The organism is Anaerosporobacter faecicola (genome assembly GCF_012070565.1).
GTDB lineage: Bacteria > Bacillota > Clostridia > Lachnospirales > Lachnospiraceae > Anaerosporobacter > Anaerosporobacter faecicola.
In genome coordinates, this window is record NZ_JAAQRO010000023.1 from 144,516 (window position 1) to 158,467 (window position 13,952).

General features: G+C 37.6%; 13 protein-coding genes. All 13 read right to left on the bottom strand.

The window, feature by feature from the left end; genetic code table 11:
• Positions 1-10: 10 nt before the first annotated feature.
• Positions 11-850, bottom strand: a complete 840-nt coding sequence (cysT, locus tag HBB17_RS10480; RefSeq protein ID WP_167957444.1) for a sulfate ABC transporter permease subunit CysT — start codon at positions 848-850, stop codon at positions 11-13.
• A gap of 26 nt (positions 851-876) precedes the next feature.
• Positions 877-1,905, bottom strand: a complete 1,029-nt coding sequence (locus HBB17_RS10485; RefSeq protein WP_167957445.1) for a sulfate ABC transporter substrate-binding protein — start codon at positions 1,903-1,905, stop codon at positions 877-879.
• 195 nt (positions 1,906-2,100) lie between these two features.
• A complete protein-coding gene (locus HBB17_RS10490; RefSeq protein WP_238483728.1) occupies positions 2,101-2,919 on the bottom strand; it encodes a TraX family protein in 819 nt (272 codons plus the stop codon).
• Between the two features lie 105 nt (positions 2,920-3,024).
• Positions 3,025-3,774 carry an EFR1 family ferrodoxin gene (locus HBB17_RS10495; protein ID WP_167957446.1) on the bottom strand — a complete coding sequence of 250 codons (750 nt, stop codon included), beginning with the start codon at positions 3,772-3,774 and terminating at the stop codon, positions 3,025-3,027.
• A gap of 116 nt (positions 3,775-3,890) precedes the next feature.
• Positions 3,891-4,628, bottom strand: coding sequence for a helix-turn-helix domain-containing protein (locus HBB17_RS10500; protein ID WP_167957447.1), 738 nt, complete (start codon positions 4,626-4,628; stop codon positions 3,891-3,893).
• A 118-nt stretch (positions 4,629-4,746) separates the two neighbouring features.
• Positions 4,747-6,282 (bottom strand): nitrite/sulfite reductase, encoded by a 1,536-nt coding sequence (locus HBB17_RS10505; protein ID WP_167957448.1) that lies wholly within the window; start codon positions 6,280-6,282, stop codon positions 4,747-4,749.
• Positions 6,283-6,330: 48 nt separating this feature from the next.
• Entirely contained in the window at positions 6,331-6,534 is a 204-nt protein-coding gene (locus HBB17_RS10510) for a DUF1858 domain-containing protein (RefSeq protein WP_167957449.1), read from the bottom strand.
• Between the two features lie 113 nt (positions 6,535-6,647).
• Positions 6,648-10,193 (bottom strand): TrmO family methyltransferase domain-containing protein, encoded by a 3,546-nt coding sequence (locus HBB17_RS10515; RefSeq protein ID WP_167957450.1) that lies wholly within the window; start codon positions 10,191-10,193, stop codon positions 6,648-6,650.
• Between the two features lie 270 nt (positions 10,194-10,463).
• Positions 10,464-10,847, bottom strand: a complete 384-nt coding sequence (locus HBB17_RS10520) for a cupin domain-containing protein (protein WP_238483729.1) — start codon at positions 10,845-10,847, stop codon at positions 10,464-10,466.
• Positions 10,848-11,116: 269 nt separating this feature from the next.
• Entirely contained in the window at positions 11,117-11,854 is a 738-nt protein-coding gene (locus HBB17_RS10525; protein WP_167957452.1) for a helix-turn-helix domain-containing protein, read from the bottom strand.
• Between the two features lie 18 nt (positions 11,855-11,872).
• Complete coding sequence (locus HBB17_RS10530; RefSeq protein WP_167957453.1) at positions 11,873-12,682, bottom strand: MerR family transcriptional regulator; 810 nt, start codon at positions 12,680-12,682, stop codon at positions 11,873-11,875.
• 112 nt (positions 12,683-12,794) lie between these two features.
• Positions 12,795-13,577, bottom strand: coding sequence for a ZIP family metal transporter (locus HBB17_RS10535; RefSeq protein WP_408609344.1), 783 nt, complete (start codon positions 13,575-13,577; stop codon positions 12,795-12,797).
• Between the two features lie 38 nt (positions 13,578-13,615).
• On the bottom strand, positions 13,616-13,831 hold the full coding sequence (locus tag HBB17_RS10540) for a DUF4177 domain-containing protein (RefSeq protein WP_274380779.1): 216 nt from the start codon (positions 13,829-13,831) through the stop codon (positions 13,616-13,618).
• Positions 13,832-13,952 lie beyond the last annotated feature (121 nt).

The following is a 13,952-nucleotide window of genomic DNA, read 5'->3' on the forward strand; positions in this document are numbered from 1 at the left end:
CTCCAGCTTTCTAAGTCGTTCTCTTTGTTGCATGAACTTGAATAATATTAAGCAATAATAAAATTAAGAAAGATACCACTAACATAACTAGTGCAATTGCTGTTGCATCCGTATATTTTAATTGCTCTAATTTAGACATGATTAATAGCGGCGCAATCTGTGTCTTATATGGGATGTTTCCTGCTATGAAAATTACACTGCCATACTCACCAATTCCTCTTGCTAAGGCCAAACCAAATCCTGTCAACATAGCTGGTAAAATCTCAGGAAATATAACTTTAATGAATGTTTTCCTGCCATTCGCGCCTAGCATAGCTGCCGCTTCCTCATACTGTGGATCAAACTTCTCTAATACAGGCTGGATTGCTCTAACTACAAAAGGAATACCAATAAAAACCATAGCAATGGTGATTCCCACTTTTGTATACGCTATCTTAATTCCAAACTTAGCAAATATACTGCCAATCCAACCTTGGTCTGAATATAGTGCAGTAAGCGATATGCCTGCAACTGCAGTTGGTAGTGCAAAGGGAAGTTCAATTAATCCATCTAGTATGCGTTTGCCTGGGAACTCATATCGAACGAATACCCATGCTAAAATCACACCGAAGATACAATTGATAAGCGCTGCTATAAGTGCGCAAGAGAAGCTAACCATATACCCCGATCGGACATCCTTTGCCATTACGATTTTTACGAAGTCATATAAAGAAAGGTCTGAAGCACAGATAATAATAGATGCCATAGGAATAAGCACAATCATACTAACCATTGCTAATGTTATCCCCAATGATAAGGGAAATCCAGGTATTACCCTTCTTCTCTTTGTTCGTTTAAACTTATTCACCATGTCACATTCTTCCTTTCATAGATAAATTATTGCGTATAGATTTGGTCGAATACTCCACCATCCTGAAAATACACTTCATATGCTTTATCCCAACCGCCAAAATCAGCAATAGTAACCATGTTGATTGATAAATTAAATACATCCGAGAATTCTTTAAGAATTTCTGGATTAGATGGACGATAATAGTTTTCTCCTGCAAGTCTTTGACCAACGTCTGAGTAAAGATATTCCAAATATTCTTTTGCTACCTCTTCCGTTTTTCGTTTCTTAGCAACATCGTCTACAATAGCTACAGAAGGTTCTGCTAGGATACTTATACTTGGCGTAATAATCTCATATTCATCTGGATGTTCCTCAAGTGTAAGATAAGCCTCGTTCTCCCAGGCAATTAATACATCTCCTTGCCCATTTTCAACAAATGTTGTTGTTGCTCCTCTCGCTCCAGAATCTAATACACTTACGTTCTTGTATAACTTTGTAACAAAATTCCTAATCTGTGTTTCATCACCGATATATAGATAATCTGCATATGCCCAAGCGGATAGGAAATTCCAACAAGCTCCTCCAGATGTTTTTGGGTTTGGCGTAATGACATTCACGCCATCTTTGATCAAATCTGACCAATCCTTAATATTCTTTTCATTTCCTTTGCGGACAAGAAAAACAATTGTTGAAGTATATGGAGAACTGTTCTTATCAAATTCTTCAAGCCAGCCTTTCTCAATTAATCCGGCCTCTTCTATGGAGGTAATATCATGCGCTAAAGCTAATGTAACAATATCTGCTTCATTTCCTTCAATTACCGATCTAGCTTGTTTTCCAGATCCACCATGAGATTGGGTAACCGTAACCTTTTTTCCTGTCTTATCCTTATAATACTTTGCAAACTCTACATTATAAGCTTCATAAAATTCTCTTGTAGGATCATAAGATACGTTAGTAATGTCAATAGAATCATCTGAAGATGAGGAATTCCCTTTGCATCCTGTCAATCCTCCCACTGTAAGTAGTACAACAACACTTAACGTAAATACTTTCTTGCTTCCTTTTCTCATACAACATCCCCCTTCAATTTATTTACTATATATACTATATAGGAATAATATAAATTATTTTCTAAAATATACCATCTATTTCATACTATGTCAATAGGCTTTATATGTTATTTTAATTTAAATAAAAAAAGAGGCCTTAAATAGTATATTTATACTATTTAAAACCTCTGGTTTTCCAGTTGCACGTTGACCTTGTTAATACAAACCACAGAATTTACAAATTCCAAATAGAAATAACAAATGCACCGGATAGAAAAGATAGAACACATATTTGAGATTTAATCCTCTTTTTCCGTTGTATAATGCAATTGGTATCATTCCAAGGAATGCATACCCTTCTTGCAATTGGAACGCAGTTAATGTCATACAACCACCATACATACATGCATTGCGGTTTCTCCTTAAGAAATACATGACAGTTATGGTTAATACACCCAGTGCATCATAGTCTGTTTTTAAATAAATAGCAGCTGCTATACCACCAATAAAGACTGCGATGGAAGCAAGTCCCTTGACAAGGACATGCATTCCTTCCTTCTGAAGTAGATAGTCGATAATCGTGATCACAACCATTCCAAGGAATAAAGTAAAGAACACGTTCTGGTATGTGAATTCCAATACCTCTTGCTTAAATGCAAGATCAAAAGGAATTTCTGAAAGGAATGCAAATAACCCTAAACGAACTATATATTTGCCCCGACTTCTTGTATGTATAAATCCTTCAATCAGTAAAAAACAAAAGCAAGGGAACCCAATTCGTCCAATTGCACGCAACACATTATAAAAATGGAAAAGCATACTATCAAATACTGGATAATAGCCATCTGCGTTAAAGATCATCGCTGCTGCTTCATGATCATACTGTTTCTTCACCATTGCATTGACGATCGTCGCTCCTACATGATCGATAAACATTGTGATAATTGCTATTAACTTAATTGTACTTCCACTAATCCCCTTATGGATAATACGATTTAACCAATTATCTCCTTTTTGACTCCTTAATTCTTCCATAATTGCAATCTCCCTCATATTCGTAATAATGCGTTACCATTATAATCCAAACATAGGATAGATACAACTATTAGAAGATAATTGTAAAAAAGTCGTAAGAATTTGTTATTGATTCGCTTTTATGATTTCTTCCAAGCTAACATGTTCATTACGATATCTTGCTCTGCTCTTTTCATTGGTCATACGAATTGCGTTCTTTGGACAATTCTGAGTACAAGCCATACAGCTGCTACATTGCTGACCAAATACCGGTTTTTCTTTCAATTCAATATTGTCCATTGGACAGACTTTCCCACAGATTCCACAACCAGTGCAACTATCCTCCACCTGAAAGTATGTAGTCGTTCCAATACCAATGGGATATGCATATTTCATCTCATGTGTTTTTGTTAAGAACTTGCCCACAACTGTCGCACGCGTAATCTTTTTTTGTTTCTCTTTCACATCATTAATAATGAGGGATAACTTCTCATCCACATCAGCATGTTTCTTCTTTTCTTTCTCCATTTCGAAACCAGGAAGATAGTTCTCCACCATCTCCAGTTTGTTTATATAAGCGAATGGAATTCCACATTCTTTACCAATCTTCTCCAATTGATTGATTGTCGCTCCTGCATAGAATCCATAGGTAACTACCCCAAAGATATAGGGGGAACGTAACGTAACTTTATGTAAGAATTCATTTACATAGGGAGGGATACATAGTCCATATACAGGAACTACAATTCCAATTTGGTCATCAACAAACTCTAGCTTCTCCTGCTTGTTTGCTTGAACCATAGAAATAGCTTTACCTCCGAATTTTTTTGCTACATATATGTTATTTCCAGTTGTTGAAAAATATAGTATTGTCATAAATGATCACTCCTTTTTTAAAAACAATAACAGGAAAGTTGGTGGACTTCCTATTAAATAAAAAATCATGGGATATAAGTTACTATTAATTATATACCCCATGATAAAAAAAACTTTTATTTAGTTGCTATTGTTTTATAAACCTCTCGTAAGGCAATTCCAAACATCTTCTGGCTTGTTGCCGCACAATGTGAGGGAGAATCAAATCCTGCTTTCATACAACTTTCTGTAATATTCAACCCTTGCTTTAAATAAACATTTGTTTTCACCAGTTTTTCAAAAGCCAAAAAACTATGCAAAGTCATACCTGTTTCTTTCCGAAACAAATGGGATAACCTACTTTTAGATAAACAAACCTGTTTACTAATCTCCTCTACGATATCCGATTCAATTGTTTCTTTCGCACCAATCATTTGAATGATCTGTTGTACCCGTGGTTCATAGATCTCTTCTTCTGTTCCTTCAATACCAAGGCATGATAAGATTCGTTCTGGTAAATTACTCCTCTGTTCCTCTTGTTGTTCGTGATAGGCTCGAATTGCTCGTTCAACCAAGTCATCGGGAAGTATTGCATAGGATTTTCCTTTTAAAAAATCCCGTTCTAAGCATTTTCCGTAGATTCCTACCACTGCGAACAAGAATACCATCGTTCTCTCCTGCCCGGTCTGTCCTGTGTGCATGATATTAGATGCAATAGCAATTCCTTTTGCTTTTACGTTATCCTCGCCAATACGCCATTCCATCTCATCCCCCAAAGAAATCATCAGATGTGATGCCAAATGTTTATGTGGTTTAGGATCTGCATAATCGGCCAGGAGTAAAGTTGAATAGGGAAAATCATACCGCTCTGTCATCGTTTCACCTTTTCTTTCGTTTTTTTTCTTTGGTTCATTAATTTTGCTAGTAGTCTTATTTATAAGATACCAAACAATTGTACATAACATGCAGATGTATTAATAAAAGGTAGCAAGATTAAATGTATTTGGCTGCGATCTTCCCTAATTCCTCTGGGTATTCTTCACGGAATTTATCATATGTCAAACCATGGGACTGCACTGCTTTCCCAAGGTCAACTAAGAATTCTGGTATTTCCTCTTCTAACATAACACCTAAATCCGTTCCAAACTGCTCCTGTCCAATGCGTTCACAACCATTTTCATAAACAGCGAATGCGAATTTCGGTCCATCTATTGTTGGTTTCTTACCTCCACGGAATCCAAGAGCCCCGATTTGATGAGCGGAACACGAGGAAGGACAACCTGATATATGAATGGCAGGTAATACATGATCTGCAAAATTCTCTTCTCTTACACGTTTTACACAAGCATCCAGAAGAAGTTGCGACTTACCGATACCAACCTGACAGATTGTAGCACCAACACATGCCGTAGAACGTTCAAATTCTGTATTCGCTCCATCCTCTGTTATTGCTAATACTTTTTTTGCTTCTTCTGCATTCAGATTTATAATATAGATTCCCTGATCTGGTGTAATTCGTACGTTTACTTCTTCCATATCTTTGATGGTATCGTATAAGGTACAGAAGAATCCAGGTTTTGGATTACCACCAATTGGATAATAAGATACTGCGTAAAGTCCAGACTGTTTCTGTTTCACAAGCCGTGGACCTGTGATTTCTTTTGTTCCTGTTTTTGATACCATTGATTCTGTAACAGAGATATCAAGGTCTTCCGTCTCTAGGTTCTTTCTTAATTGTTCCTGATAGGTGGAGATAAATCCTTCCACACCAAGGGTATCTTGTAAGAATCTCGTTCTGGAAGCTGCACGATTTGTATAATTCCCATGTGCTGTAAATACATCAACCATGGTTTTAATACAATAGATAATCTTCGTTGGTGCAATATTCTGTGCAACTAGAAGCCCCATCTTTGGTTTATTACCTAATCCACCTGCTGCATAGACATCAAACATGTGATTCTCTTTTGCAACAAAACCAAGATCGCGAAATGTTGCATGGGTTTCATTCTTTTTTGTATTCACAAAACATACCTTTAGTTTTCTTGGCAATTTCACCGTATTAATTAGACCGAGAAGATAATCGGCTGCTTCCTTGGCATAAGGAAGAACATCAAAAGCTTCCCCCTCTTCCACTCCTGATAAAGGAGCACACATCACATTACGCGGGTAATCTCCGCCGCCACCTCTAGTAATGATACCTTGATGAAAGGCCTCTTCAATCAAATTACAAACTGTCTGCTCTGTTAAATTGTGTAATTGTAGAGATTGACATGTTGTAAAATGTGCCATGTCAATCTCATATTTCTCAATGCTGTTTGCGATAAATGCTAGGTTTTCTTTATTAATTTCTCCACCAGCTAATCGAAGACGTAACATACTACGTTCTCCACCTCTTTGCGCATAACTACCAAAACCACCCGACAAAGATTTATATTCTGCTACCGATAGCTCCTTTTGATAGAATTTTCTAGTTGCTTCATGAAACTGAGTTAAGTCCTTCTTAAATTCGTCGATATACTCTTTTTGCATGTTTCAATATGCCCTTTCCGTATTGTATTTGACTACCATACATTTTAATTATTCTGACCAATTGAGATAATCATTGATCTCATCCACGAGATCCTCACAGCTGATTCCATGAACTTCACAAGCCTGTTCTAATGTTTCATGGGAAGCAGCAGCACATCCAACACAATGCATGCCATTATTAGTCAATATATACGCAATTTCTTCATCCATACGGATCAAACGATCAATGGGTGTATCCTTTGTTATCTGCATTTTATCACCATATCCTTTCCAAAAGTCTTTCGATTTGTATGAATCACAAATCTTTCTATGATACTGTAACACAGATACTATTGTAGTATAACTTACTTCTTTTCTCAACCTATTTACGAAAGATTTGATGTAGAACCCCACAATTGACTCAACCGCTCTCTATTCATGAATCCTTCTTGCAAAAGTTGCCCTCCTTTTTTTCCTGCACCTGGTCCAAGTTCGATTAACCAGTCGCAATTTGCTACCATTTGCTTGTTATGCTCAATGGTTATCACCGTATTGCCTTCCTTAACCAAACGTTTCAAAAGAGTTAGTAACCGCTCAATATCCGAAAAATGTAACCCTGTTGTAGGTTCATCCAATAGATATAGGGTATTGTTTTTTTGCCCTTCCATCAATTCTGTCGCTAATTTTATTCTAGCAGCTTCTCCACCTGATAGTGTCATGGTACTCTGTCCAATCTTCAGATAATCCAATCCCACTTCCACAAGCATTTGTAATTTTCTACAGATTTCATTATCCTCTTTCCAGAAATCCAACGCTTCTCCCACTGATTGCTCCAACAGCTCTGCCACATTTTTTCCTCGATTCGTAATCTCCAAGACAGAATGTTTGTAGCGTTTTCCTTGACAGTCTGGACAAGGTAGCCAGGTATCGCCCGCATAAGCAACTTTATATCTTCCTTCTCCTTTACATGTAGAGCATTGACCAGCTTCATTATTAAAGCTGAACATTGCTTCATCAAACCCTCTCTCCTTTGCCAATTCTGTCATCGCCATATGTTTTCTAATTCCTTCCATGATTCCAATGTATGTGGCGATTACGGAACGTGATGTCTTACCAATTGGCTGTTGATCCACCAAAACAATCTTATGAAATGTACGGCTTTTCTTCATTTGTTCATAGATTTCTCCCTTAACTAAAGAAGTCTTTCCACTTCCACTCACACCACATACACAAGTAATTCCTTGTTTCGGGAATCGAACGGATATATCTTTCAAATTATGTCGTTTCAGATGATTACAGGATAAAAATGTATCGGCTTCTACTGCATTTGTCAGATTGCCTTTTTCCCAATCTAATTGCAATCTCGTCTGCTGCATGCTATCCTCTTCACAAGATTTGGTGGAATAATTCGTATTCCCCATATATTGATGAAGCTGCGTCCCTGCGTGTGAAAGCATTCCCTGAAGGCTACCTTCTCCCATAAGATATCCTCCTTCTTTTCCTGCTTTTGGACCTAATTCAATAACATGGTCGGCTATTTTAATCATTTCTTCATTATGTTCCACCATAAGAATCGTATTGCCCTCATCTTTTAATTCCCGTAACAGATGTGCTACTTTTCTATAATCTTTCGGGTGTAGTCCTTTTGATGGTTCATCAAAGATATAAAGAATACCTGACATCTGGTTTTGTAGTGCCGCCATTAACTTCAACCGTTGTCCTTCCCCACCAGATATATCTTTCGTACAACGATCAAATTCCAGTTCTTCGATTCCAAGATTTTCAGCGGACAGTGTCATCTCATACAATGTATTACGCGCCTCTTTTGTTGCATCCAATTCTCTTTGTGATAGTTGCTCTGACAGCGTAACCAGCCAGTGTCTTAACTCCAACCAGGTCATATGTGCCACTTCCGGGTAACGTTTCCCTTTTATAGTGACCAACCTTCCCTCCTGTCCAATTCGTTCTCCATGACATGCATGACAAGGAACAAAAGAAAGGTATTGTCTTAAGGAACGTGTTGAAGGATTCTCCTCATAGAATCTTTTGATGATTTCAATCGCACCTTCCACTTTTCTTGTTATTTCACCACTTCTCCCATTCTTGTCATTCTTGTATTGAAAGGTTACTTCCTCGTCGCAACCATATAAAATCTCTCGGCGAAAATCTTCTGGCAAGTCCTTCCATGGCGTATCTAAAGCAACCTCTCGTTTCCTAGCAAGCGCTACAACTTGCCCCTTCATCCAATTTGCATTTGGATTCTTAATAAACGTTCGTAAGTTTCCCCAGAAAGAAGACGCACCCTCTAATAGGGATTTATGTGGATGTTCAACGATTGATTCTTCCTTAACATCCATTACTTCGCCTGTCCCATTGCAGATTGGACAACGGCTTTCTGCATCCACATAACTGAATGTTGCTGGCGTTAAGGAAAATAGTAATGTATCACAATGGTAGCATTTCTGACGTGTTTGCAATAAGATTTCTATTCCATCATTTGTTCTTCCATAAAGTGCTCCTTTTCCTTCTTTTAAGGCATACTCCACTCTTTGCTCTATATCCACTCCCTGAACCTGTCGTTTCTGTAAGTCTAGAACCTGTAGCTCTTCCTGCTTAACAATCTGAATAATTTTATCCGCACTTAATGGTAGTATTGCTTCCCCACAATTAGGGCAATGACGGACACCAATCGTCGCATAGATTTTTCGAAGATGTTCAAATGCATTCGTATAGGTTCCAATCGTCGACTGGGCATTGGCATGGATTGCATCTTGGGATAAGAATACCACAGGTAGACAACCCGTCATTCCTTCCATCTTTGGTTTCGGTATCAATACCCCATCTTGATTCAAGAATTCCATACGACGCTTACATTCTGCATAAATCGTATCCTTCACCAGACTTGATTTTCCACTTCCACTTACGCCAACGACTGCTGTGATCTTTCCATAAGGAATCGTCGTTTGAATTCCCTTTAGATTGTTCTCATATGCTCCCTTAACAAAAAGTGCCGACTTCTCTTTTCTTTCCATTTTCTCAGATATAACCGAATGCCTCTCCTCATTACTACTCTCTTTTTCTAAAATGTCTTCTAGCGGACTACGTTTCCATTGCATATCTTGCACCTTCCTAGTCGGTTCCTTTTCCTCCAAAAACTTTGGCCAATGAGCAAGCCATTCAGGAACTTCTGCATTGAGCACCCGATCCTCCTGACCATATTCTAGAATTCCCATACAAGGTGTTTTATCAAAACACTCCATGTTTTCAAGATAGATTCGTTTGTTCTCCGTATCTACTCTCGTTACCTTGGTTACGGTCATAGCGATTGGATTGGGACGAACGGGAGAACGAGAAGCAAAGATTCCTGTCCTTGGTGCATTCTCATAAGGTGGATCACATTGCGTTACTTTCCGATACTTCACATCATCAAATCGATGGAACCACCAAATGACCTTAACATAATTTGACGTAAGATTCTTACACGAATCCAGTTGTAGATAGATTTTTCCGTTCGTATTACGAATGCTTCCAATGGGCTTCATGTTGTAATATTCCGCATTTTCTTCCTGCTCTATGTTAATTTTTCTAGCTGTTGCTTCCTTACTAATCACCAACTTCTTTTTATCTCCACTCTCCTCTAGATAACGAACGGTATCTTCACAAGGAAAATACGGTTTTAGATCCATTACTTCTCCCTCAATAAGCTCCTCACACAGCCCTTTTACTAAAATGTAACCCTGCTTATGATCAACCAATAGAACTTGTGCTATCTGTACACCTAATTGCTTTTCTTCTCCCTTATCCACCGAAAATACATGGATATGACTAAATAGCTCTACATACTTCAAAGCTTTCCGATATGAAGGTTTTATCAGAATAACTGTTTGATCCTCCTGTTTTCTTATCTCTCCAATCGAATATAATTGAAACAATATCCATCACCCTTTCTAATCATCCTACTGCTATGTATTCACAAATTTCTAGGACCTAGTACAACGGTTCCATTTGTATCCGTCGTTGTCCTACTCACAAGATAAACCATCACATGATGTGAGAGTCAAGAAAAAAATCGAACAATCCTATGGTATTCGGATCATTCGATTCGTTTTTCTGATACATGTAGTTAGGACGACACGCCAATTGAAAGGAAGGCATTCACAAAACAATCACTTCTAAAGTATATTTTAATTCTGGTTCTTCCTCTAACATAATGCAGGGAAAAATTTAGCAAAGAGATATAAACCGTCTTTTCCCGCTTTGACTTCATGTGGTACTCCAGCTGGCATAATAGAAATCGTTCCAACCTGATAGGTTAAGTTCACACCGTTATTCACACAGATTCCCTCACCACCGACTACTTCATGCGTTTCTAATTGTGTTGCATGTATGTGATTTCCTATTGCACAGTTAGGAGCAATTCGAACCAAATGATAACTATATGCTCCCTCCGTATCCTTTGCCGTTACGATATGCTTCAATTCAACACCTTGAAAAGTTGGGTGCTTTGACCACTCCACCTCTTGAAATGCTACTTTTTTCTCTGGTAATACCAGCGCACCTTGCTCAAATGCTTCAAATGTATTCATTACTGCCACCTCATTCTTCCTATTTCGAAATCCTTCAAATCTATATGATCAGTATATCACCAAATCTTGGATAGAAGTTTTTCGATAGCATTATATTACAATACAAAATAAATGTAGTATTGTATAAAATTGCACTCTTTTGCTATCCATAATTTGTCTAATCAACTTCATAAAAACTTGCTATTATAATTGATGGAAGAAGGATGCACAATAATGACTGCCACCCATGAAATATCACACAAATAAGGCAAAGATCAATAACACAACCATCACTCTAGATGGATAATTGACGCAACATATTCCCCTGGGGATATTCCAACTGTATCCGTAAACACTCTAGTAAAATGACTTTGATCATAAAATCCTGTTGCTGTGGCAACTTCCGCAATTTTTTCACCTTCCTGCAACATTTGTTTTGCTTTTCGTATCCGATTCTGCATCTGGAATTTGTGTGGAGTAAGACCAATGCTTTCTTTAAACTTTCGAATCATATAATATTTACTAATGAATACTTCATTCGCCAACTTCTCCAGATTCATTTCTTTTTCCGGTTCTGAAACGAATAATTCTTTTAGCTGCCCCATCTCCTTCGTTAATGCAATTTTTTCTGTCTTTTGATAGTAAAGCATCTCATATGCATGTAGGAAGGAATCCGCCTTTTCTTTCTCTATATGTCCATTCGCTATAATCTGGTTGAGGCATTCTTGTATGACTGCCTTCCCCTCTTCAAGGGAACACGCATGAAGCATGTTTGTTCCAAGGCATAAGGACAATACCGTTGTATGTTCTTCCTCTTGGTAAACTGCATGTGTTTTTAAGATTGGAATCCAATAGAGATCATCTTTTTCACAGGTCCATTCTTCCTCGTTAGTAGCAATTCGTATTCTTCCACTACAAACGAAACCAATGATATACTTTGATACATGATTATGTTTCTCATAATCTTTCTTTTCATGATCATTCCATACGAATTCAAAATCATATGCTTTCATCTTATAGTATTGCACGTTGATTTCTCCCTTCTGCTATACAGTGGATTCTAATGGAATCTGCAATTCGGTTATGTATTCCTCCGGATTCTCAGTATGACACATGGATACATGGCAGATCTGTCTGTTTTCTCCTGCCATTTTATATTCGGGATGTTGTTCTAACCAATATGCAAATTGACGATACGCTGGAGATATATTTGCATATGGTCCATAGATCATAAAACTTGCAGCAACTGGAACTTCTTCAATCTGTCTGCAGATGACATTCCCATTCTTCGCTTCCCATTGTCCGTCAATCACAACACAAGCTTCAATATCAACATTTTCCTCCCGATAGTCCAGATCATGATAAACAGAAAAACTCATATGTCCTTCCAAACCTGAAGTTGTTTCCATTAACTCCTTCCATAACTCTTCTTCACAGTAGTAGTTCTTCATCACTCTTCGCAAGGAAAGCACATAATATGCAGGAATCTTCTTCAAAACAATCTGAACCTGTGGTTCCTCTTGTTTATCCCAATCTTGTAGGTATCCTTGAATCTGACGATACCGTTCTTGTTCTTGCTCAATCGCTTTCTGGGTTCGAACTAATTGATTTTCCAACATATCTCTCACACGGTCAGGCTCCCAGTTGATTAGCAACTCCTTAATCTCTTTTACAGATAAACCTAGATTTTTCAAGATAAGTACTCGATTCAATTGTTCAATCTGTTCTGCAGTATACATTCGATACCCATTCTGTTCATCAATACAAGCAGGGATTAAGATTCTCTGTTCGTCATAATAACGCAACATACGAATAGAAACTTGTGTAATCTTTGAAAACTCTCCGATTCGAAACATATCTGATCCTCCTTTTTTATCGGTTGGTACATAGCACTTGCTAATTTGTTTTTCTTTTATTGAATAATTACGGTATTATCAATATGAATTTCGATTCTTTATAATGGAACACCTAGCCTAAAGCTACATCTAACGTCATCATAAGTGTAAATCCTACTGCAAAGAAGATGGTTCCTATATTGGAATGTTCTCCTTCAGACATCTCTGGAATCAGCTCTTCCACCACCACATAAAGCATTGCTCCAGCTGCAAAACTTAATAGGTAAGGAAGGGTTGGAACTACAATTCCAGCTGCCAGTACAGTAATAACAGCTGCGATTGGTTCCACAATACCAGATAAAATACCATATAAAAATGCTTTTGGTTTTTTAACGCCCTCCGCTAAAAGTGGCATTGATATAATCGCTCCTTCTGGGAAGTTCTGAATTGCAATCCCAATTGCTAATACAAGCGCTCCCATTGCTGTAATCTGGTTACTGTCAGACAAAAAACCTGCATAAACAACGCCCACTGCCATACCTTCTGGTATATTATGAAGCGTTACCGCAAGTAAAAGCATCGTTGTCTTATTTAATTTGCTATTAGGACCTTCCTTCTTTTCGCTATTCATATGAAGATGTGGAATTACATGATCAAGAAGTAATAAAAATCCAATCCCAATCCAGAAACCGATTACACCAGGTACAAAGGACCACTTGCCCATAGATTCCGACTGCTCCATTGCAGGAATCAACAAACTCCATATGGAAGCGGCTACCATCACTCCTGCAGCAAAACCCGTTAGCGCACGCTGAAGTTGTTTCCCTAGGGATTTCTTCAAAAAGAAAACACAACCAGCACCCAACAAAGTTCCTAAAAATGGTATTAATATTCCTTTCATAACAATTGCATTCATTGAATACCCCTCTCTTATCGTAACGGTCGTTTCACCTCTTATAAATCTAGTTCAAAAATTAGATCCATATCTTTAATTTTCCCATAGTCACTAATTTTTGTAGGAATGAACCCGACGTAACGATACCCTTTCGCAGCATATTGATTAATGATTTCTCTATGTTCTTCTGATTTTGCACCACAGAATTTACTAATATGTACATTCACGTATTCATACTGTTTCATCTTATCGTCTCCTTTTCTTGTTTCGTACATAATCGATTTGATACCACTTTATCTTAACATGATTTCCTGCTTTATTCAATTTTTAACTTGCTTCATAGATACAGACCATGTATGATACAAGTATGTTTAACTTCAATAAACTTAATGAAAC

Excerpts from the sequence above, each read along its gene's own strand:
- HBB17_RS10500 (WP_167957447.1), bottom strand. The coding sequence starts at position 4,628 with ATGACAGAGCGGTATGATTTTCCCTATTCAACTTTACTCCTGGCCGAT.
- HBB17_RS10495 (WP_167957446.1), bottom strand. The coding sequence starts at position 3,774 with ATGACAATACTATATTTTTCAACAACTGGAAATAACATATATGTAGCA.
- HBB17_RS10490 (WP_238483728.1), bottom strand. The coding sequence starts at position 2,919 with ATGGAAGAATTAAGGAGTCAAAAAGGAGATAATTGGTTAAATCGTATT.
- HBB17_RS10530 (WP_167957453.1), bottom strand. The coding sequence starts at position 12,682 with ATGTTTCGAATCGGAGAGTTTTCAAAGATTACACAAGTTTCTATTCGT.
- cysT (WP_167957444.1), bottom strand. The coding sequence starts at position 850 with ATGGTGAATAAGTTTAAACGAACAAAGAGAAGAAGGGTAATACCTGGA.
- HBB17_RS10520 (WP_238483729.1), bottom strand. The coding sequence starts at position 10,847 with ATGAATACATTTGAAGCATTTGAGCAAGGTGCGCTGGTATTACCAGAG.
- HBB17_RS10535 (WP_408609344.1), bottom strand. The coding sequence starts at position 13,577 with ATGAATGCAATTGTTATGAAAGGAATATTAATACCATTTTTAGGAACT.
- HBB17_RS10485 (WP_167957445.1), bottom strand. The coding sequence starts at position 1,905 with ATGAGAAAAGGAAGCAAGAAAGTATTTACGTTAAGTGTTGTTGTACTA.
- HBB17_RS10505 (WP_167957448.1), bottom strand. The coding sequence starts at position 6,282 with ATGCAAAAAGAGTATATCGACGAATTTAAGAAGGACTTAACTCAGTTT.
- HBB17_RS10510 (WP_167957449.1), bottom strand. The coding sequence starts at position 6,534 with ATGCAGATAACAAAGGATACACCCATTGATCGTTTGATCCGTATGGAT.
- HBB17_RS10540 (WP_274380779.1), bottom strand. The coding sequence starts at position 13,831 with ATGTACGAAACAAGAAAAGGAGACGATAAGATGAAACAGTATGAATAC.